Source organism: Variovorax sp. SRS16, from assembly GCF_901827165.1.
Taxonomy (GTDB): domain Bacteria; phylum Pseudomonadota; class Gammaproteobacteria; order Burkholderiales; family Burkholderiaceae_C; genus Variovorax.
Window position 1 is genome coordinate 2,534,388 of the sequence record NZ_LR594666.1, and the last position, 19,625, is coordinate 2,554,012.

The window sequence follows — 19,625 nt, forward strand, 5'->3', positions numbered from 1 at the left end:
CGGCCTCAGCTGCGCGCCTGCGGCAGGCCGCGCGCCAGTGCGCCGGCCGTGAGCGGGACTTCGGCCGGCCACCGGTCGGCCAGGTCGCCGTGGCGCCAGACGGCCCCGCAGGCCGCTGCCATCGCGGGGCGGCCGGCGGCCAGTGCGGCCCCGACCATGCCGGCCAGCACATCGCCGGTGCCCGCGGTCGCCAGCCGCGCATTGCCGCTGGCATTGATCATCGGTGTTTCCCCCGCGCTCGCGATCACGGTGCCCGAGCCCTTCAGCACGACCACGGCGCCGAAGCGTTCGGCCAGTCGGCGCGCGGCATGCAGCCGATCGCCTTGAATGTCTGCCGCGCTGGTGTTCAGCAGGCGTGCCGCTTCCAGCGGATGCGGCGTGAGCACCGTGGCGGTGCGGCGCCGGGCACGCGCCTCGAGCAGCCCTTGCAAGGCGCCGTCGGCCGCGACCGCATTGAGCGCATCCGCATCCAGCACCAGCGCGCGGGCGGTCTGCAGAACCTGCGGCAACAGCTCGCGCACGGCCGAGCCGCCGCCGCAGCCGCAGACGACCGTCATGGCCGCGAGGTCGAGCGTGTCGGGACGACGGAACATCAGTTCCGGCTGCAGCGGATCGAGCGCCATCATGGCGGTGTCGAGCGCAGCGACGAAGACGCGCCCGGCGCCGGCACTCGCCGCGGCGGAGGCGGCGAGCAGGACCGCGCCCGCCATGCCCGGCGCGCCGCCGATCACGGCCACGTCGCCATAGCTGCCCTTGTGCGATGCATGCGATCGCGGCGGTGTCGCCGGCGTGCCGGCCAATCGCGCCGAGGGCGGCTCGGCGCCGGTGCCGACGCCGAGGTCATCGAACCAGACGTCGCCCGCGGCATCGCGCCCCTGCGCGGTGAAGAGGCCGGGCTTGAGCGTCAGCAGGCTCAGGCAGACGCGCGGTCCGCCGTGCGCGGGCAATTCGAGCGACAGCGTGCCGGTGTCCGTGTTCAGGCCCGAGGGCGTGTCCACGCCGAGGACCGGCGCCGGGCCGCCATACATGCGCTGCATCCAGTCGGCCATCGCGCCGGTGGGCGGGCGCAGATTCCCGATCCCGAGCAAGGCATCGATCGCGAGGTCGAAGTACTGCGGCGGCGCATCGGCCAGCGTCACGCCGGCCGCGCGCGCGCGCTGCAGCGAGGCCAGCGCATCGGCCGGCAGGCGGCCTTCGTCGCCGATCCGGGTGAGCACCGTCATGAAGCCGCGGCGCTGAAGCCGGGCGGCGGCCTCGAACCCATCCCCGCCGTTGTTGCCCGGGCCGCAGGCAATCCAGACCGTGCGTGCATGCGGCGCGACCGCCATCGCGAGACGCGCGACCGCGAGGCCGGCGCGCTGCATCAGCGCATGCGGCGGCAGCTTCGCCGCAGCAGCCTGCTCGATCCGTCGCGAAGCGGCGATGTCGAACAGATCGGCGGCAGTGGCGGAGGTGATGCAATGCATGAGCGTCGGCGCGGCGGCCGCATCAGTATTGCAGCAAACGCTCGATGCCGAGTCCTTCGAGATCGACGCCCGCATCGCGGCCACCGACCAGGTCGGCCAGCACGCGCGCGCTGCCGCACGACAGCGCCCAGCCGCTCGAGCCGTGGCCCAGGTTCAGCCACACGCCGGGCACGCCGCTCGCGCCGATGATCGGCGGTCCGTCGGGCAGCATCGGGCGCGCGCCTTTCCACTGCTGCACGCCGGCCTGCAGCGTGGCCGCACCGGGGAACCAGTCGTGCAGGACCTTGTAGAGCGTTTGCAGCGAGGCCGGGTTCATCGTGTCGAGCGAGCCGCCGAGCTCGGCGCTGCCGGCCACCCGCACACGCATGCCGAGACGGGAGATCGCGACCTTGTAGCGCTCGTCCATCACCGCGCTGTGCGGTGCGTTGAGCGGCTCGCGGATGTTGGCGCTGATCGAATGGCCGTAGACCGGCGCCAGCGGAATGCGCAGGCCCAGCGGCGCCAGCAGCTGCGACGACGCGACGCCGGCGCACATCACCACCGCGTCGAAGCGATGGCCTTCGGAGCCGCTCGCGAGCGAGACTTCGGTGGGTGCCGAGCGCTTCAGCGGCGCCAGATCGCAGTTGAAGTGGAACTGCGCGCCCAGCGCCTCGGCCTCCCACTTGAGCAGCAAGGCGAACTGGCGGCAGTTGCCGACCTCGTCGTCCGGCAGATGGATCGCGCCTGCGAGCGCGGTGTCGGTGCTGAGCGCGGGTTCGATCCGGCGCGCCTCGTCGGCATCGATCTCGCGGAAATTGCTGCCCGCCGTGCGCAGCACCTCGAGCCCGGCCTGCATCAGCTTCCTCTCGCGCTTCGAACGCAGCAGCACGAGATAGCCATCGCTGCGCTCGTAGCTGAGCTCCTGTGCCTCGGTGATCTCGTGCAGGCGCGTGCGGCTGTAGAAGGCCAGGCGCTGCATGCGCGCGCGGTTGGCCAGGTAGGTTTCGAGCTTGCAGGCCCGTTGCCAGCGCGACATCCAGCCGATATCGCGCGCCGACAGCGGCCAGCGCAGCTTGATCGCGCCATGGGTGGACAAGAGCGATCGCAGCACCTTGACGCGCATGCCCGGCGCCGCCCACGGCGTCACGTAACCCGGCGCAACCACGCCGGCGTTGGCGAAGCTGGATTCCTCGGCCGCAGCACCGCGACGCTCGAAGACGACGACCTCGTGGCCGTCGCAGGCCAGCTCCCAGGCGGTGGTGACGCCGATGATGCCGGCGCCCACGATCGCGATTTTCATTCGGTTCTTTGCGGTGAGAGATGCATCGGCGCCACGCCGACCTTGTCCCGATTATTGTTGTTGTTGTGGCGCGAGCGCGCTTTCGACCTGCAGCGCGATCGCCAGCACCGCATCGTCGCGCAGGGCCGCATGCCAGAGCATGAGCCCCACGGGCAGTTCGTCCGGTGCCTGGCAGGGCAGGGAGATGGCGCAGCCGTCGAGCATGTTGACGACCGACGGGTTGCGCAGCAGCAGCGCGTTGACGCGAAAGAACTCGTCATCGCGCGGCACACCGGGCGCGACGGCGGCGATGGGCGGCGCGGTGATCGGCACGGTCGGCGACAGCATCGCATCGAACGGCGCCATGGCGCGCTCCATGCGGGCGATCCAGCCGCGGCGTGCATGGACGAGGTCGATGTACTCGTGCGCCTTCATGGTGGCACCCTTGAGGATGCGCTGCGCCACGCGCGGGTCGTAGCCGGCGCCGCTGCGCTCCAGCAGCAGCCGGTGCCAGGCATAGGATTCGGCGGCGGAAAAGCCGCCGGTGGCATTGATCGACGCCAGGTCGGCCAGTTCGGGCAGGGCGATTTCCTCGATCCGCGCACCGGCGTCGCGCAAGGTGCGCAAGGTGCGTTCGAAGGCGCGTGTCACGGTGGCATCGAGCCCGTCCTGGAACAACTCCTTGACCACCGCCAGCCGATAGGCGGCCAGCGGTGCCGCGCCGGCCGTCACGCGGCGTGCCGCGAGGATCTCGTGCGCCGTGATCGCGTCGCGCACGGAACGCGTCATGGCGCAGGCGGTATCGAGCGTGGTCGACAGCGGCAGGGCGCCGTCGGTCGGCACCAGCCGCGCGGTGCTCTTGAAACCGACGATGCCGTTCAGCGCCGCGGGGATGCGGATCGAGCCGCCGGTGTCGGAGCCCAGCCCGATGAAGGCGGCACCGGCCGCCACCGAGACCGCCGCGCCGGACGACGAGCCGCCCGGGATGCGCGCGATGGCGGCATCGGCCGCGTTGGCCGGCGTCCCGTGGTGCGGGTTGACGCCCACGCCCGAGAAGGCGAACTCGCTCATGTTGGAGCGGCCGATCGGAACACCGCCCGCTGCCCGCAGTCGTGCGACGGCCGGGGCATCCGCCTTGGCGGCCGGCACATGGGACAGCACGACGGAGCCGGCCGGCGTCGGCTGACCGGCGATGTCGAAGAGGTCCTTGACCGAGAACGCGAGGCCGGCGAGGCGCTGCTGCGGTGCGGCGGCCGCTGCCGCCGCGCGTGCCTCGTCGAACATCGTGCGCACGAAGACGTGCCGGCAGGCCGGCGATTCGGCCGCCTCGATCGCCCGCTCCATCTCGGCGCCCGCATGGGTGGAACCCGCCAGCAGGGCAAGGCGGGTGGCGTGCAGGTCAGGGAGCATGGTCGGGTGTCTGTACGGGGGGAAGAAGAGCGGGCGCGTGCTATACTCGTTGGGTTTCGCTCAGGGTATTTACCTAGTGCGAAACACATCCGCAAACCAGCCCTTTCAAGGTGTTGTGCGCCTTCTTCGCAAGAGCACAAAACGGGCTGGATTTTAGACCCAACCTTTGGAGTTACTTCTATGTCGACCACCATGCGCGAAATGCTGGAAGCCGGTGTCCATTTCGGTCACCAAACCCGCTTCTGGAACCCCAAGATGGCCCCGTTCATCTTCGGCCATCGCAACAAGATTCACATCATCAACCTGGAAAAATCGCTGCCGATGTTCCAGGACGCGATGAAGTACGCCAAGCAGCTCACCGCCAACCGCGGCACCATCCTGATGGTCGGCACCAAGCGCCAGGCCCGCGAGATCGTGGCAGCCGAAGCGCGCCGCGCCGGCGTGCCCTTCGTCGACACCCGCTGGCTCGGCGGCATGCTGACCAACTTCAAGACCGTCAAGACCTCGATCAAGCGCCTGAAGGACATGAAGGCCCAGCAGGAAGCCGGCCTCGACGCCCTGAGCAAGAAAGAGCAGCTCACCTTCACTCGCGAGATCGAGAAGCTCGAGAAGGACATCGGCGGCATCCAGGACATGACCGCGCTGCCCGACGCCATCTTCGTGATCGACGTGGGCTTCCACAAGATCGCCGTGGCCGAAGCCAAGAAGCTCGGCATTCCGCTGATCGGCGTGGTCGACTCCAACCACTCGCCCGAAGGCATCGACTACGTGATCCCGGGCAACGACGACTCCTCCAAGGCCGTCACGCTGTATGCCCGCGGCATCGCCGACGCGATCATCGAAGGCCGCTCCAGCGCCACCAGCGACGTGGTCAAGGCCGTGGCCGAAGGCAGTGGCGACGAGTTCGTCGAAGTGGAAGAGGGCGCTTCCGCCTGATCTGTGCCCTGGCCAGCCTGAAGAAGGGGCTTCGTTGCCCCTTTTTTTTAATCTGAATTTCGCGGTACCCCGAGGGTGCCGCAACGAAAAACCGAACGGAGAACACACATGGCAACAATCACCGCAAGCATGGTCGGCGAACTGCGCGCAAAGACCGACGCACCGATGATGGAATGCAAGAAGGCCCTGACCGAAGCCGACGGCAACATGGACAAGGCCGAAGAGCTGCTGCGCATCAAGCTGGGCAACAAGGCCGGCAAGGCCTCGGGCCGCATCACGGCCGAAGGCGTGGTCACTGCCTTCGTCGACGGCGATGCCGGCGCGATGGTCGAGATCAACTGCGAAACCGACTTCGTCACCAAGAACGACAGCTTCCTCGCGATGGCCAATGCCGCCGCGATGCTGATCGCCAAGAACAATCCGGCCGACCTGGCTGCGCTCGGTGCGCTGCCCTACGCGCAGGACGGCTTCGGCCCCACGCTCGAGGACGTGCGCAAGGGCCTGATCGGCAAGATCGGCGAGAACATGAGCTTCCGCCGCTTCAAGCGCTTCGCCGGCAATGGCAAGCTGGCCTCGTACCTGCACGGCACGCGCATCGGCGTGATGGTGGAGTTCGAAGGCGACGACACCTCGGCCAAGGACGTTGCGATGCACATTGCCGCCATGAAGCCGGTCGCGATCTCCAGCGCCGACGTGCCGGCCGACCTGATCGAGAAGGAACGTGCGGTCGCTGCCGGCAAGGCCGAGGAAGACCGCAAGGTCGCCGAAGCCGCCGGCAAGCAGCCGCAGCCGGCCGAGATCGTGGCCAAGCGCATCGAGGGCGGCGTGCAGAAGTACCTCAAGGAGGTCTCGCTGCACAACCAGGCTTTCGTGAAGAACGACAAGCAGACCGTCGAGCAGATGCTCAAGGCCGCCAACACCACCATCAAGGGCTTCACGCTCTATGTGGTCGGCGAAGGCATCGAAAAGAAGGTCGACGACTTCGCGGCCGAAGTGGCGGCGCAGGTCGCGGCCGCCAAGGCTGCGTCCTAAGTCACGCCCGAGGCCGGCGGCGTCCGTCGCCGCCGGCCGCCTTCCCGCAGCCACGTTTTACACTCGCCCCGCCAACCTCAAAGGAAACCATCCATGTCCGACGACCGCCCGGCCCACAAGCGAATCTTGTTGAAGCTGTCGGGCGAGGCATTGATGGGTGACGATGCCTTCGGCATCAACCGCGCCACCATCGTCCGCATGGTGGGCGAGGTGGCCGAGGTCGTGAACATGGGCGTCGAGGTGGCCGTCGTGATCGGCGGCGGCAACATCTTCCGCGGCGTTGCCGGCGGCTCGGTCGGCATGGACCGCGCCACCGCCGACTACATGGGCATGCTGGCCACCGTCATGAACGCGCTGGCACTGGCCGACGCGATGAACAAGCAGGGCCTGATCGCCCGCGTCATGTCGGCGATCGCGATCGAGCAGGTCGTGGAGCCCTATGTGCGTCCGAAGGCGCTGCAGTACCTCGAGGAGGGCAAGGTGGTGATCTTCGCCGCCGGCACCGGCAATCCCTTCTTCACGACGGACACGGCGGCGGCGCTGCGCGGCGCGGAGATCGGCGCCGAGCTGGTCCTCAAGGCCACCAAGGTCGATGGCGTCTACAGCGCCGACCCCAAGAAGGACCCGAGCGCCACGCGCTACGCGTCGCTCACCTTCGACCAAGCCATCGCACAGAATCTCGGCATCATGGACGCCACGGCCTTCGCGCTGTGCCGCGATCAGAACCTGCCGATCAAGGTGTTCTCGATCTTCAAGAATGGCGCGCTCCGGCGCGTCGTCATGGGCGAGGACGAAGGTACCCTGGTCCACGCCTGAGGAGAAAGAAGAAATGACCATTGCAGAGATCCGCAGCGCGACCGACGCCAAGATGAACCAGTCGCTCGCCGCCTTCCAGAACAACCTCACCAAGATCCGCACCGGCCGCGCCAATCCGGCATTGCTGGATTCGATCCACGTCGACTACTACGGCTCCTCAGTGCCGCTGTCGCAGGTGGCGAACGTATCGCTGCTCGACTCGCGCACCATCAGCGTCCAGCCGTGGGAAAAGGGCATGGGCGCGAAGATCGAAAAGGCGATCCGCGAGAGCGACCTCGGTCTGAATCCGGCGTCGATGGGTGACCTGATCCGCGTGCCGCTGCCGCCGATGAGCGAGGAGCGCCGCCGCGAGATGACCAAGCTGGTGCGCAACGAAGGCGAGTCCGCGAAGATCGCGACCCGCAACCTGCGCCGCGATGCCAACGACGCGATCAAGAAACTGGTCAAGGACAAGCTGGCATCGGAAGACGACCAGAAGCGCGCCGAGGCCGAGATCCAGAAAGTGACCGACCGCCACATCGGCGAGATCGATCGGCTGATAGCGGCCAAAGAGGCGGAGATCATGGCCGTCTGACATGACGACCGCTGCCGCCATCCCTCATCACATTGCCATCGTCATGGATGGCAACGGGCGTTGGGCCACGCGCCGCTTTCTGCCGCGCATCGCGGGGCACAAGCAGGGGGTCGAGTCGCTGCGCCGCTGCGTCAAGGCCTGCACGGACCGCGGCGTCCGGGTCCTCACGGTGTTCGCCTTCTCGTCCGAGAACTGGAATCGGCCGATCGAAGAGGTCTCGGGCCTGATGGACCTGATGGTCGTCGCGCTCGGCCGTGAAGTTCCGAAGCTGATCAAGGACGGCGTGCGCCTGCATTTCATCGGCGAGCGCGGCGGCCTGTCCGAGAGGATCGCAGCCGGCCTGGTCCAGGCGGAGGCGGCGACAGCGCACAATACCCGCCTCGTGCTCAACGTTTGCTTCAACTATGGTGGCCGCTGGGACATCGCGCGCGCAGCGGCGCAACTCGTTGCGCGTGGCGAAGCGCTCACCGAGGCCAACCTCGATGCGGCGATGGCGCTCGCACATGTTCCGGATCCCGATCTCTTCATCCGCACCGGCGGCGAGCAGCGGCTGTCCAACTTCCTCCTCTGGCAGAGCGCCTACGCCGAGCTGTTCTTCAGCGATCGGCTGTGGCCCGAGTTCGATGAAGCCGCGCTCGACGAGGCGATCGCAGCGTTCCAGCGCCGCGAGCGCCGGTACGGCAAGACGTCCGCGCAGATCGCGGGCAACGCGCAGCGCGATCAGCAGACCGCCTGAGCGCATGCTCAAACAACGCATCATCACTGCGGTCGTTCTGCTGGCGATCCTGCTGCCGGCGCTTTTCTATCCGTCCTACGTCCCCTTTGCCTGCGTGATGCTGGTCCTGGTCGCCGCCGGCGGCTGGGAATGGGGCCGGCTCAACGGCTACGGTTCGAACCTGTCCGTGTTGCTGGGGGTGGAGATGATCGCGCTCTGCGCCTTGTCGTGGTGGCTGGGCATGCTCGACGTATCGCTGCTGCCGGTCTGGATCGTTACCAGTGCCGCCTGGGTGCTGGGCGGCGCGTGGCTGCTGCGTGGCGCGGTGCCGGGCTGGCCGCGAGTGCCCAGGGCCTTGCGCCTGGTCGGCGGACTGCTGGCGCTGTGGGTTGCCTGGCTGGCGGCGGTGCAGGCGCGCAGGGTCGGCATCAATTTCCTGTTGTCGGTCCTGGTGCTCGTGTGGGTGGCCGACGTGTTCGCCTATTTCGCGGGCCGCGCCTTCGGTCTGCGGTTCACGCGCAACAAGTTGGCCCCCGCGATCAGTCCCGGCAAGAGCTGGGAAGGGGTCTGGGGCGGCATGGCCGGCGTGATCGTGCTGGCCCTGGCGTGGGTCTGGGCCGATGCGGCCGCGCAGGCCTCGGTCGCCAGTCTCTACACGCGGCTGGCGCAGCGCGGCTGGTGGCTGCTCTTGATCGGCGTGGTGTTCCTGGCAGCGATGAGCGTGGTGGGCGATCTGGTCGAGTCGCTGATCAAGCGAAGTGCCGGCGCGAAGGACAGCAGCAACCTGCTGCCGGGGCATGGCGGCGTGCTCGACCGCGTCGACGCGCTGCTGCCGGCGCTGCCCATTGCGATGATGTTGGCTTTCCTGTGAACATGCAAAGACAACGCATCACGGTCCTCGGCTCGACGGGTTCGGTCGGCGTCAGCACGCTCGACGTGATCGCACGGCATCCGGAGCGCTTCGAGGTCTTCGCGCTGTCGGCGGCGACGAAGGTCGACGAGCTGCTGGCCCAGTGCGCGCGCTTCTCGCCGAAGTACGCGGCGATGGCCAGTCCGCAGCACGCCCGCCTGCTGGCCGAGAAGCTGGCGCAGAACGGCCTGCCGACGCGCGTGCTCGGCGGCGAGGACGCCATCGAGACGATCGCATCGCACGATGAGACCGATGCCGTGATGGCAGCCATCGTCGGCGCCGCCGGGCTCGCGCCGTGTCTCGCGGCCGCCCGTGCCGGCAAGCGCCTGCTGCTGGCCAACAAGGAAGCGCTGGTGGTCGGCGGCGAGCTCTTCATGGCCACGGTGCGAGAGGGCGCGGCGACGCTGCTGCCCATCGACAGCGAGCATTCGGCGATCTTCCAGTCGCTGCCCGAGGATCCATCCACCTGGGCACGGCGCGTCGACAAGATCATCCTCACCGCGTCCGGCGGCCCCTTCCTCACGCGCTCGCCGGATACGCTCGGCACCGTGACCCCGGAGCAAGCCTGTGCGCATCCCAACTGGGTGATGGGCCGCAAGATCTCGGTGGACTCCGCCACCATGATGAACAAGGCGCTCGAGGTGATCGAGGCGCGCCATCTGTTCGGCGTCGCGCCCGAGCAGATCGAGGTGGTGATCCATCCGCAGAGCGTCGTGCATTCGATGGTTCAGTTCACCGATGCGTCGGTGATCGCGCAGCTCGGCACGCCCGACATGCGCGTGCCGATCGCCGTCGGCCTGGCCTGGCCCGAGCGCATCGAGAGCGGCGCGGCGCCGCTCGATTTCCGGCAACTGGCGGCGCTCACCTTCGCCACGCCCGATGCGGCGGTTTTCCCCGGTCTGCAGCTTGCCTGGCATGCGCTGCGCGCCGCACCCGGAACGACCGCGGTGCTGAACGCCGCCAACGAGGTCGCGGTCGATGCATTCCTCCATCGGCGGCTGCGCTTCGATCGCATCCATGCCGTCAACACGGAAACTTTGGAGGCGGTCCTGCCCTCCAAGCCCGCATCGCTCGCGGACCTGCTGGCGCTGGACGCCAGCGCGCGGGCCGCGGCCCATGCAGCAGCGCTGCGCTATGCGGCCTGACGCCTCCAACTTCCGGAGATCCTGATGCTCACAGTCATCGCCTTCATCGTGGCACTCGGCGTGCTGATCGCCGTGCACGAGTACGGCCACTACCGCGTGGCCGTGGCCTGCGGCGTCAAGGTGCTGCGCTTTTCGATCGGCTTCGGCAAGACCCTGTATCGCTGGCAACCCCGGCGCCAGCATGCGGGGCAAAGCACCGAGTTCGTGATCGGCGCCTTTCCGTTCGGCGGCTACGTGAAGATGCTCGACGAGCGCGAAGGCCCGGTCGCGCCCGAGGAGCGCCATCTCGCCTTCAACACGCAGCCCTTGCGCTCGCGCGCCGCGATCGTGGCCGCTGGCCCGATCGCCAACCTGCTGCTCGCAGTGCTGCTTTACACACTGGTCAACTGGATCGGTGTGCAGGAACCCGTTGCCGCGCTCGCGCGGCCGGTCGCGGCCTCGCTGGCCGAGCAGGCGGGTCTGCATGGCGGCGAGCGCATCACACGCGCCGGTTTCGACGGCGACCTGGAACCGGTGCAGTCCTTCGAGGACCTGCGCTGGCGCATGACGCGCGGCGCGCTCGACGGCCGCGACCTGACGCTCGAGATCGCCGGCGACGGCGGCCGGCCGGCGCGCCAGCTGGTGTTGCCCTTGAGCCGCATCGAAGCCAAGGATGCCGATGCGCAGATGTTCCGCAAGATCGGCATCATCGCGCCGCTGAGCCGTCCCGAGATCGGCGAAGTGATGCCCGGCGGCGCGGCGGCGCGCGCGGGCCTTCGCAGCGGCGACCTCGTGCAGTCGGTCGGCGCCACGGACATCGTCGATGGACAGCAGCTGCGCGAGGTGATCCGCAGTTCCGTCGAAGGCGGCCAAGCGCACAGGCAGACGTGGCAGGTCGAGCGCGCGGGCCGCATCATCCCCATCGAGGTCGCGCCCGATGTGCGCGTGGAAGGAACGGCCAAGGTCGGCCGCATCGGTGCCTATGTCGGCGCATTGCCCGAGACCGTCACCGTGCGGCAGGGCCCGATCGACGGCGTCTGGCGCGGCACGGTCCGCACCTGGGAGGTCTCGGCCCTCACCGTGCGGATGATGGGCAGGATGGTCGTCGGCGAAGCCTCGCTCAGGAACCTGAGCGGGCCACTGACCATCGCCGACTACGCCGGCAAGTCCGCGAGCATGGGCTTCACGCAATACCTGTTGTTCCTGGCACTCATCAGCGTGAGCCTCGGGGTGCTGAATCTCATGCCGCTGCCGGTCCTCGATGGAGGTCACCTGATGTATTATCTTTGGGAGGGCCTGACCGGCAAAAGCGTCTCCGACGCATGGATGGAACGGCTTCAGCGCGGCGGGGTGGCGCTGCTGCTTGTCATGATGTCGATTGCACTCTTCAACGACGTGACGCGGCTCTTTGGTTAACTTTCCGCCGGCCCTTTGCGCGCTGGCTCAATTCACAGATGAACACATCATTCAGTCGCTTTCGCCTGCGTAGCGTCGCCGCGGTGATCGCCGGTGCACTGGCTGCCACGGCAGCCTGGGCCGTCGAGCCCTTCACGATTCGCGACATCCGGGTCGAAGGCCTGCAGCGCGTGGAGCCCGGCACGATCTTCGCCTCGCTGCCCGTGCGCGTCGGCGACACCTACAACGACGAGCGCGGCTCGGCGGCGATCCGTGCGCTGTTCGACCTGGGGCTCTTCAAGGATGTGCGCATCGACGTCAGCGGCAACGTGCTGGTGGTGATCGTCGAAGAGCGGCCGACCATCGCCGATGTCGACTTCGTCGGCACGAAGGAATTCGACAAGGCCGCGCTGCAAAAGGCGCTGCGCGAGGTCGGGCTGACCGATGGCCGCCCCTACGACAAGGCGCTGACCGACCGCGCGGAGCAGGAGCTCAAGCGCCAGTACGTCAGCCACAGCCTTTACAACGCCCAGGTCGTCACCACGGTCACGCCGATCGAGCGCAACCGCGTCAACCTCACCTTCACCGTGACCGAGGGCGAGGCTGCGCGCATCCGCGAAGTGCACGTCGTCGGCAACAAGGCCTTCAGCGAATCCACGCTGCTCGACCTGTTCGACCAGGACGCCGGCGGCTGGCTGAGCTGGTACACCAAGTCCAACCAGTACTCGCGCGCCAAGCTCAACGCCGACCTCGAGACGCTGCGCTCCTACTATCTCACCCGCGGCTACCTTGAGTTCCGCATCGACTCGACGCAGGTCGCCCTCTCGCCCGACCGCAAGGACCTGTCGGTCACCGTGAACATCACCGAAGGCGAGAAGTTCGTCGTGGCCGGCGTCAAGCTCGCCGGCAACTACCTCGGGCGCGACGACGAGTTCAAGTCGCTGGTGACCATCAAGCCCGGCGAGCCCTACAACGGCGAGGACGTGACGGCGACCACCAAGGCCTTCACCGACTACTTCGGCACCTTCGGCTATGCGTTCGCACGCGTCCAGGCCGAGCCCGAGATCGACCGCGTCAACAACCGCGTCTCGCTGACCCTGCAGGGTGAACCTGCACGCCGTGTCTACGTGCGACGCGTGATCGTGAGCGGCAACAACCGCACGCGCGACGAAGTGATCCGGCGCGAATTCCGCCAGTACGAGGCGTCCTGGTACGACGGCGACAAGATCAAGCTGTCGCGCGACCGCGTCGACCGGCTGGGCTTCTTCACCGAGGTCAACGTCGACACGCAGGAAGTCCCGGGCTCGCCCGACCAGGTCGATCTGACCATCAGCGTGACCGAGAAGCCGACCGGCACCTTGCAACTGGGCGCCGGCTTCTCCAGTGCCGACAAGGTGTCGCTCACCTTCGGCATCTCGCAGGAGAACGTGTTCGGCTCGGGCAACTTCCTGGGCGTGCAGGTCAATACCAGCCACTATGCCCGCACGCTCTCGGTGACGGCCACCGACCCGTACTTCACCAAGGACGGCATCTCGCGCAGCTTCAGCCTCTACCACACGACCACACGACCCTACTACAGTGCCGACGGCGACTATCAGCTGGTCAACGACGGCGCGAGCATCCGTTTCGGCGTGCCGTTCAGCGAAGTCGATACCGTCTTCTTCGGCGCCGGCATCGAGCGCTACCACTTCAACCCCGGCACCAACTTCACGTTCCTCGTGCCCAACGCCTACCAGACCTATTTCGGCTGCACGGCGAATGCGTTCGACATCATCACGTCCTGCTCGAAGGACAACATCTGGGGCATTCCCCTGACCGTCGGCTGGTCGCGCGACGATCGCGACAGCGCGCTCGTGCCGACGAAGGGACGCCTGCAGCGCGCCAACCTCGAGGTCGGTGTGGGGGGTGACATGCGGTACTTCAAGTCCAGCTACCAGTATCAGCAATTCTTCCCGATCAACAAGCAATACACCGCCTCGATCAACGGCGAGGTGGGCTACGGCAAGGCGATCGGCAACAAGGCGTTCCCGATCTTCAAGAACTTCTATGCGGGCGGCCTCGGTTCGATCCGCGGCTTCGAGCAGAACTCGCTCGGCCCCAAGGACGTTCCGCTGCTGGGCCAGACGGACGGCGCCGCACTCGGCGGCACCAAGAAGGCCATCTTCAACGCCGAACTCAGCACGCCGTTCCCCGGCGCGGGCAACGACCGCACGCTGCGCCTCTACGGCTTCTTCGACGCCGGCAACGTGTTCGGCGACCGTCAGCCGTACGTCACCGATGCCCAATGGAAAGCCCAGCAGAAGATCCGCGCCTCCATCGGCCTGGGTGTCAGCTGGATCTCGCCGCTCGGGCCCCTGCGGCTGGCCTACGCGATCCCGATCCGCTACCAGAAGGAGGACGACTCCGACCTGCTGCACCCGATCGCGAAGGATAGAATTCAACGCGTGCAATTCCAGATCGGAACCTCTTTCTAATGAACCTCTTGCTTCGCGCCGCCGGTGCACTGCTGATTCCCGCCTGCGCGCTCATTGCGGCGCCTGTTCACGCGCAGTCGCAGCCGCAGGAAACCTTTCGCATCGGCTTCGTGAATCCCGATCGTGTGCTGCGCGAGGCCCAGCCGGCCAAGGCGGCGCAGGCCAAGCTCGAGGCCGAATTCCTGAAGCGCGAAAAGGATCTCACCGCGCAAGGCGACGCGCTCAAGGCGGCCTCCGAGAAGTTCGACCGCGAGGCGCCCACGCTGTCCGATAGCCAGCGTGCTGCACGCCAGCGCACCCTGATCGACCAGGACCGCGACTTCCAGCGCCGCCGCCGCGAGTTTCAGGAAGATCTGAATGCGCGCAAGAACGAAGAGCTGCAGCAGGTCTATGAGCGCGCGAACCGGGTGGTGAAGCAGGTGGCCGAGGCCGAGAAGTACGACGCGATCCTGCAGGAAGCGATCTACATCAATCCCAAGCACGACATCACCGACAAGGTGATCAAGGCGCTGAACGCTTCTTCCGCCACGCCTCCTTCATCCCCTGCCAGCGGCAAGTAACGCCGCGAACCGGCGTGGCACTGCGGCTCGGCGCGATCATCGAAGCCCTCGGGGGCGAACTGCAGGGCGACCCTGCGCTGTCCATCGAGCGGCTCGCGCCGCTCCAGACGGCTGAGGCCGATGCCCTCAGTTTCCTGAGTCATCCCAGGTACCGCAGGGAGCTCGCGGCCTCGCGAGCCGGGTGCGTGATCGTCTCGCCTGCGATGCGGGAGGCCGCGGCCGCGCGCGGCGCGTTCATCGCGACGGCCGATCCGTACCTGTATTTCGCCCGCCTCACGCAGCTCTGGAAGAAGACCCATGCGGTGGCCGAGACACAGCGCATCCATCCCAGCGCAGTGATCGATTCCCAGGCGCACGTCGCTTCCGACGCCCGCATCGGCGCGCTGTGCGTCGTCGAGCGGGGCGCGCGCATCGGTGCCGGGACCGTGCTGAAGTCCAGGGTGACGGTCAGCGAGGACTGCGTCATCGGCGCGCGCTGCCTCCTGCATCCGGGCGTGGTGATCGGTGCCGACGGTTTCGGGCTGGCGCCGCACGAAGGCGCGTGGGTCAAGATCGAGCAGCTCGGCGCGGTGCGCATCGGTGACGATGTGGAGATCGGCGCCAACACCTGCATCGATCGCGGCGCGCTCGAGGACACGGTGATCGAGGATGGCGTCAAGCTCGACAACCTGATCCAGATCGGCCACAACGTGCGCGTCGGCAAGCACACGGCGATGGCCGGCTGCGTCGGCGTGGCGGGCAGCGCCGTCATCGGTGCCCATTGCACCATCGGCGGCGGCGCCATCGTGCTCGGGCACCTGGCCCTGGCGGACGGCGTGCACATCTCGGCGGCGACCGTGGTCACGCGATCGATCCACAAGCCGGGCCAGTACACAGGCATGTTTCCCATCGACGACAATGCGGCCTGGGAGAAAAACGCCGCCACGCTCAAGCAATTGCATGGGTTGAGGGAGCGTTTGAAGGCACTCGAAAAAGCGACGAAACAGGATCCGCAACCATGAAGCTCGACATCCATCAAATTCTCAAACTGCTGCCGCACCGCTACCCGTTCCTGCTGGTGGACCGCGTGCTCGAGATGGAAAAGGGCAAGCGGATCACGGCGCTCAAGAACGTGACGATGAACGAGCCCTTCTTCAACGGCCATTTCCCGCACCGCCCGGTAATGCCTGGCGTGTTGATGCTCGAAGCGATGGCGCAGGCCGCAGCGCTGCTGTCCTTTCATTCGCTCGACATCGTTCCGGACGACAACACGGTGTATTACTTCGCCGCCATCGACGGTGCGCGCTTCAAGCGGCCGGTGGAGCCGGGCGACCAGCTCACGCTCGAGGTCGAGATCGAGCGCATGAAGGCCGGCATTTCCAAGTTCAAGGGGCGTGCGATGGTCGGCAGCGAGCTGGCGTGCGAAGCCACCCTGATGTGCGCCATGCGCCAGATCAGCTGATGCTCCGGCCGGCATGACCCAGGTTCATTCGACGGCTATCGTCGATCCGAAGGCGCAGCTCGACACCTCGGTCACAGTAGGCCCCTACACCGTGATCGGCCCCGACGTGAGGATCGGTGCGGGCACCACCGTCGGCGCGCACTGCGTGATCGAAGGCCGCACCACCATCGGGCGCGACAGCCGTATCTTTCAGTTCTCGTCGCTCGGCGCCGTGCCGCAGGACAAGAAGTACGCGGGCGAGCCGACCCAGCTCGAGATCGGCGACCGCAACACCATCCGCGAGTTCTGCACCTTCAACATCGGCGTGCCCGGGGCCGGCGGCGTCACGCGCGTAGGCCATGACAACTGGATCATGGCGTACACCCACATCGCACACGACTGCCAGGTCGGCAATCACACCACGCTCGCCAACAACACGACACTCGCCGGCCACGTGCATCTGGGCGACTGGGTGACGATCGGCGGCTTGACGGGCATCCACCAGTTCGTGTCGATCGGCGCGCACGCGATGGTCGGCTTCGCCAGCGCGGTCTCGCAGGACGTGCCGCCCTTCATGCTGGTCGACGGCAATCCGCTCGCCGTGCGCGGCTTCAATGTGGTCGGTCTGCGGCGTCGTGATTTCTCCGCGGCACGGATCGCGGCAGTGAAGCAGATGCATCGGCTGCTCTATCGCCAGGGCAAGACGCTCGAGGAAGCCCGCGCCGCGATCGACGCCCTCGCAACCGAAGTGCCGGAGTCGGCCGGCGATGTCGCGCTGATGAGCGGCTTTCTGATCCACGCCACGCGCGGCATTGCGCGTTGAACGAGCGATGACCGCTGCGGCACGCCAGTTCGCGCTGGTCGCGGGCGAGCCTTCGGGCGACCTGCTGGCCGGCCTGCTGCTCGACGGGCTGCGGGCGCGTTGGCCCGACATGCAGGCGGCCGGGATCGGCGGCCCGCAGATGCTTGCGCGCGGCTTCGAAAGCTGGTGGCCGCAGGACAAGCTCGCCGTGCGCGGCTACGTCGAGGTGCTGCGCCACTATGCGGAGATCGCCGGCATCCGGCGTCAATTGCGGGCGCGCCTCCTGCGCGAGTGGCCGCAGCTCTTCATCGGCGTCGATGCGCCGGATTTCAACCTGGACCTCGAAGCCGCGCTGCGCAGCCGTGGCATGAAGACGGTCCATTTCGTCTGCCCGTCGATCTGGGCCTGGCGGCCGGAGCGCGCCGAGAAGCTGCGCGCGGCGGCCAGCCATGTGCTGTGTATCTTTCCCTTCGAGCCCGCATTGCTCGCGGCGCAGGGCATCGCGGCCAGCTATGTCGGCCATCCGCTGGCCGACGTGGTTCCAATGACGCCGGACCAGGCCGGTGCCCGTGCGGCGCTCGGTCTCGGTGCGCACGAGCAGGTCGTCGCGCTGCTGCCCGGCAGCCGGCGCTCCGAAGTGCGCTATCTCACCGCGCGCTTCTTCGCGGCCGCAGCGCTGATGCACAAGGCGCAGCCCGCGCTCAGGTTCATCGCGCCCATCCTGCCCGGCCTGCGGGCCGAGGTCGAGCAGCTGCTGCAGGCCAGCGGCATGACGGGCCGCGTCACGCTGCTCGACGGCCAGTCGCATGCCGCGCTGGCCGCCTGCGACGTCACCCTGATCGCCAGCGGCACCGCGACGCTGGAGGCGGCGCTGTTCAAGCGGCCGATGGTGATCGCCTACAACATGAACCGGCTGTCGTGGCGGCTGATGCACCGCCAGCAGTTGCAGCCATGGGTCGGCCTGCCGAACATCCTGTGCGGCGACTTCGTGGTGCCGGAACTGCTGCAGGAGGCGGCTACGCCCGAGGCGCTGTGCGAGGCCACGTTGGCCTGGCTGGCTTCGCCGGACAAGGTTCACGCCTTGCAACAACGTTTTTGCGCGCTGCATGCCGAATTGCAGCGCGATACGCCGACACTGTGCGCCGATGCGATCCAGAAAGTTCTTGAAGGCTGAGCAGGCCCAACTGATGTGGGATGCCCCCGGGCTCCTGGCCGGCGTGGACGAGGCCGGCCGCGGCCCGCTGGCGGGCCCGGTCGTGGCCGCGGCCGTGATCCTCGACGACCAGCGGCCGATCCGCGGCCTGGCCGATTCCAAGACCCTGACCGCGCTGCAGCGCGAGCGTCTCAATGAGCAGATCCTGGCCCGCGCGCTGTGCTGTTCGGTTGCACAGGCCAGCGTCGAGGAGATCGACACCCACAACATCCTCCAGGCCACGATGCTGGCGATGCGGCGCGCCGTCGAGGGCCTGCGGCTGAAGCCGGCCAAGGTGCTGGTCGACGGCAATCGCTTGCCGACGCTGGATGTGCTGGCCGAAGCCATCGTGCAAGGCGACGCGCGGGTCCAGGCGATCTCGGCTGCGTCGATCCTGGCCAAGGTATATCGCGACAAGTTGTGTGCAGAGCTGCACGCCGAATTTCCCCATTACGGCTTTGCCGCGCACAAGGGCTATGGCACGCCCGAGCATCTCGAAGCGCTGCTGCGTCATGGCGCCTGCGTGCATCACCGTCGATCGTTCAGTCCCGTTGCCGCGGCCCTCGCCAGGACGGCGGCCCAGGCCGGCATGTCGGTGGCGGCGAGCATCGAGGTGCGGGTCGAAACCCGCGTCGACGTCCGGACCGCACCATGAGCGCCGCCCGGCCGCCCGAAGGCGCTCGCACCGCAGCCCGCAGCCCGCAGGGCGGAGGTCGTCTTGTGAGCCTCGGCGCGGTTGACCACGTCAGTTCCCGCGACAACTCGCTGCTGAAGGAATTGCGCAAGCTGGCGCAGGACCCGGGCGGCTATCGCAAGGCCGGCCGCATCTGGCTCGAGGGCGACCATCTGTGCCGGGCCGCGCGCGAACGCGGGCTGCGGCCGGCGGTCGCGGTGTTCGCCGAGTCCGTCTGGGCGTCCGCACGGGTGGAGTGGGCGGATGTCGCCGACAGGACGGTCGTGATCGCCGACGCATTGCTCGCCGGCGTGAGTGGCTTGGGCTCGCCCGCGCCGATGGGCTTCGTCCTCGACGTCCCGGCACGGCCTTCGATCGCACCCGACGCGCCCACCGTGGTGCTCGACCGGCTGCAGGATGCCGGCAATGTCGGCTCCCTCCTGCGCAGCGCGGCGGCCTTCGGCTTCACCCAGATCGTCGCGCTCAAGGGCACCGCGGCACTGTGGGCGCCCAAGGTGCTGCGCGCCGGCATGGGTGCGCATTTCGGCCTGCGGCTGATCGAAGGCGTCGAGATCGATGCGCTCGATGCGCTGGCCGTGCCCTGCATCGCCACCAGCTCGCACCGCGGTGAATGGCTTCACGAGGCCCGGTTGCCGTTTCCATGCGCCTGGCTGATGGGCCATGAAGGGCAGGGCGTCGGCGCCGCGCTCGAGGCCCGTGCCGCCCGCCACGTGCGCATCGCCCAGCCGGGCGGCGAGGAGTCGCTCAACGTCGCCGCGGCCGCGGCAATTTGCCTGCATGCGAGCGCCACCGCGGCGGGTTCTTGAGGCGCCGCCGGCTATAATCAAGGGCTTTCCCGCTCACACCC

Annotated in this window: 19 protein-coding genes; 16 read left to right on the top strand and 3 right to left on the bottom strand. The window is 67.8% G+C overall.

Annotated features, from left to right (window positions below):
- Window positions 1–5: 5 nt before the first annotated feature.
- The 3 genes from E5P2_RS12265 to E5P2_RS12275 are packed head-to-tail and all read right to left on the bottom strand — an operon-like array spanning window position 6 to window position 4,134.
- Window positions 6–1,466: an NAD(P)H-hydrate dehydratase gene (locus E5P2_RS12265; protein WP_162567416.1), complete on the bottom strand. Its 1,461-nt coding sequence runs from the start codon at window positions 1,464–1,466 to the stop codon at window positions 6–8.
- 22 nt (window positions 1,467–1,488) lie between these two features.
- Complete coding sequence (locus tag E5P2_RS12270; protein WP_162567418.1) at window positions 1,489–2,745, bottom strand: D-amino acid dehydrogenase; 1,257 nt, start codon at window positions 2,743–2,745, stop codon at window positions 1,489–1,491.
- Window positions 2,746–2,796: 51 nt separating this feature from the next.
- Window positions 2,797–4,134 (bottom strand): amidase, encoded by a 1,338-nt coding sequence (locus tag E5P2_RS12275; protein ID WP_162567420.1) that lies wholly within the window; start codon window positions 4,132–4,134, stop codon window positions 2,797–2,799.
- 180 nt (window positions 4,135–4,314) lie between these two features.
- Between E5P2_RS12275 and rpsB the strand changes: the two genes are divergently transcribed.
- From rpsB to E5P2_RS12355, 16 genes are all read left to right on the top strand, one after another.
- Window positions 4,315–5,070, top strand: coding sequence for a 30S ribosomal protein S2 (rpsB, locus tag E5P2_RS12280; RefSeq protein WP_162567422.1), 756 nt, complete (start codon window positions 4,315–4,317; stop codon window positions 5,068–5,070).
- 108 nt (window positions 5,071–5,178) lie between these two features.
- Window positions 5,179–6,102, top strand: coding sequence for a translation elongation factor Ts (gene tsf, locus E5P2_RS12285; RefSeq protein ID WP_162567424.1), 924 nt, complete (start codon window positions 5,179–5,181; stop codon window positions 6,100–6,102).
- Window positions 6,103–6,195: 93 nt separating this feature from the next.
- Complete coding sequence (gene pyrH / locus E5P2_RS12290; RefSeq protein WP_162567426.1) at window positions 6,196–6,918, top strand: UMP kinase; 723 nt, start codon at window positions 6,196–6,198, stop codon at window positions 6,916–6,918.
- 13 nt (window positions 6,919–6,931) lie between these two features.
- Window positions 6,932–7,492 (top strand): ribosome recycling factor, encoded by a 561-nt coding sequence (gene frr / locus E5P2_RS12295; RefSeq protein WP_162567428.1) that lies wholly within the window; start codon window positions 6,932–6,934, stop codon window positions 7,490–7,492.
- 1 nt (window position 7,493) lies between these two features.
- Window positions 7,494–8,228, top strand: a complete 735-nt coding sequence (uppS, locus tag E5P2_RS12300) for a polyprenyl diphosphate synthase (protein ID WP_162567430.1) — start codon at window positions 7,494–7,496, stop codon at window positions 8,226–8,228.
- A 4-nt stretch (window positions 8,229–8,232) separates the two neighbouring features.
- Window positions 8,233–9,078, top strand: a complete 846-nt coding sequence (locus E5P2_RS12305; RefSeq protein ID WP_162567432.1) for a phosphatidate cytidylyltransferase — start codon at window positions 8,233–8,235, stop codon at window positions 9,076–9,078.
- Between the two features lie 2 nt (window positions 9,079–9,080).
- Window positions 9,081–10,262 carry a 1-deoxy-D-xylulose-5-phosphate reductoisomerase gene (gene ispC / locus E5P2_RS12310; protein WP_162567435.1) on the top strand — a complete coding sequence of 394 codons (1,182 nt, stop codon included), beginning with the start codon at window positions 9,081–9,083 and terminating at the stop codon, window positions 10,260–10,262.
- Between the two features lie 21 nt (window positions 10,263–10,283).
- Window positions 10,284–11,657: an RIP metalloprotease RseP gene (gene rseP, locus E5P2_RS12315; protein WP_162570462.1), complete on the top strand. Its 1,374-nt coding sequence runs from the start codon at window positions 10,284–10,286 to the stop codon at window positions 11,655–11,657.
- Between the two features lie 38 nt (window positions 11,658–11,695).
- On the top strand, window positions 11,696–14,110 hold the full coding sequence (gene bamA, locus E5P2_RS12320; RefSeq protein ID WP_162567436.1) for an outer membrane protein assembly factor BamA: 2,415 nt from the start codon (window positions 11,696–11,698) through the stop codon (window positions 14,108–14,110).
- Complete coding sequence (locus tag E5P2_RS12325) at window positions 14,110–14,670, top strand: OmpH family outer membrane protein (protein WP_162567438.1); 561 nt, start codon at window positions 14,110–14,112, stop codon at window positions 14,668–14,670. The genes bamA and E5P2_RS12325 overlap by 1 nt, the downstream gene beginning before the upstream one ends.
- A gap of 14 nt (window positions 14,671–14,684) precedes the next feature.
- A complete protein-coding gene (gene lpxD, locus E5P2_RS12330) occupies window positions 14,685–15,671 on the top strand; it encodes a UDP-3-O-(3-hydroxymyristoyl)glucosamine N-acyltransferase (protein ID WP_162567440.1) in 987 nt (328 codons plus the stop codon).
- Window positions 15,668–16,111 (top strand): 3-hydroxyacyl-ACP dehydratase FabZ, encoded by a 444-nt coding sequence (gene fabZ, locus E5P2_RS12335; RefSeq protein ID WP_162567442.1) that lies wholly within the window; start codon window positions 15,668–15,670, stop codon window positions 16,109–16,111. Before lpxD ends, fabZ begins: the two co-directional genes overlap by 4 nt.
- A 13-nt stretch (window positions 16,112–16,124) precedes the next feature.
- A complete protein-coding gene (lpxA, locus tag E5P2_RS12340) occupies window positions 16,125–16,913 on the top strand; it encodes an acyl-ACP--UDP-N-acetylglucosamine O-acyltransferase (protein ID WP_162567444.1) in 789 nt (262 codons plus the stop codon).
- Window positions 16,914–16,920: 7 nt separating this feature from the next.
- Window positions 16,921–18,066, top strand: coding sequence for a lipid-A-disaccharide synthase (lpxB, locus tag E5P2_RS12345; RefSeq protein ID WP_174262664.1), 1,146 nt, complete (start codon window positions 16,921–16,923; stop codon window positions 18,064–18,066).
- Complete coding sequence (gene rnhB / locus E5P2_RS12350; RefSeq protein ID WP_162567446.1) at window positions 18,038–18,739, top strand: ribonuclease HII; 702 nt, start codon at window positions 18,038–18,040, stop codon at window positions 18,737–18,739. The genes lpxB and rnhB overlap by 29 nt, the downstream gene beginning before the upstream one ends.
- Entirely contained in the window at window positions 18,736–19,584 is an 849-nt protein-coding gene (locus E5P2_RS12355) for a TrmH family RNA methyltransferase (protein WP_162567449.1), read from the top strand. Before rnhB ends, E5P2_RS12355 begins: the two co-directional genes overlap by 4 nt.
- The last annotated feature ends 41 nt before the right edge of the window (window positions 19,585–19,625 follow it).

Bases quoted from the DNA above. Each gene is read 5' to 3' on its own strand.
- E5P2_RS12265 (WP_162567416.1), bottom strand. From the start codon at position 1,466: ATGCATTGCATCACCTCCGCCACTGCCGCCGATCTGTTCGACATCGCC.
- E5P2_RS12270 (WP_162567418.1), bottom strand. From the start codon at position 2,745: ATGAAAATCGCGATCGTGGGCGCCGGCATCATCGGCGTCACCACCGCC.
- E5P2_RS12275 (WP_162567420.1), bottom strand. From the start codon at position 4,134: ATGCTCCCTGACCTGCACGCCACCCGCCTTGCCCTGCTGGCGGGTTCC.
- rpsB (WP_162567422.1), top strand. From the start codon at position 4,315: ATGTCGACCACCATGCGCGAAATGCTGGAAGCCGGTGTCCATTTCGGT.
- tsf (WP_162567424.1), top strand. From the start codon at position 5,179: ATGGCAACAATCACCGCAAGCATGGTCGGCGAACTGCGCGCAAAGACC.
- pyrH (WP_162567426.1), top strand. From the start codon at position 6,196: ATGTCCGACGACCGCCCGGCCCACAAGCGAATCTTGTTGAAGCTGTCG.
- frr (WP_162567428.1), top strand. From the start codon at position 6,932: ATGACCATTGCAGAGATCCGCAGCGCGACCGACGCCAAGATGAACCAG.
- uppS (WP_162567430.1), top strand. From the start codon at position 7,494: ATGACGACCGCTGCCGCCATCCCTCATCACATTGCCATCGTCATGGAT.
- E5P2_RS12305 (WP_162567432.1), top strand. From the start codon at position 8,233: ATGCTCAAACAACGCATCATCACTGCGGTCGTTCTGCTGGCGATCCTG.
- ispC (WP_162567435.1), top strand. From the start codon at position 9,081: ATGCAAAGACAACGCATCACGGTCCTCGGCTCGACGGGTTCGGTCGGC.
- bamA (WP_162567436.1), top strand. From the start codon at position 11,696: ATGAACACATCATTCAGTCGCTTTCGCCTGCGTAGCGTCGCCGCGGTG.
- E5P2_RS12325 (WP_162567438.1), top strand. From the start codon at position 14,110: ATGAACCTCTTGCTTCGCGCCGCCGGTGCACTGCTGATTCCCGCCTGC.
- fabZ (WP_162567442.1), top strand. From the start codon at position 15,668: ATGAAGCTCGACATCCATCAAATTCTCAAACTGCTGCCGCACCGCTAC.
- lpxA (WP_162567444.1), top strand. From the start codon at position 16,125: ATGACCCAGGTTCATTCGACGGCTATCGTCGATCCGAAGGCGCAGCTC.
- lpxB (WP_174262664.1), top strand. From the start codon at position 16,921: ATGACCGCTGCGGCACGCCAGTTCGCGCTGGTCGCGGGCGAGCCTTCG.
- rnhB (WP_162567446.1), top strand. From the start codon at position 18,038: ATGCGATCCAGAAAGTTCTTGAAGGCTGAGCAGGCCCAACTGATGTGG.
- E5P2_RS12355 (WP_162567449.1), top strand. From the start codon at position 18,736: ATGAGCGCCGCCCGGCCGCCCGAAGGCGCTCGCACCGCAGCCCGCAGC.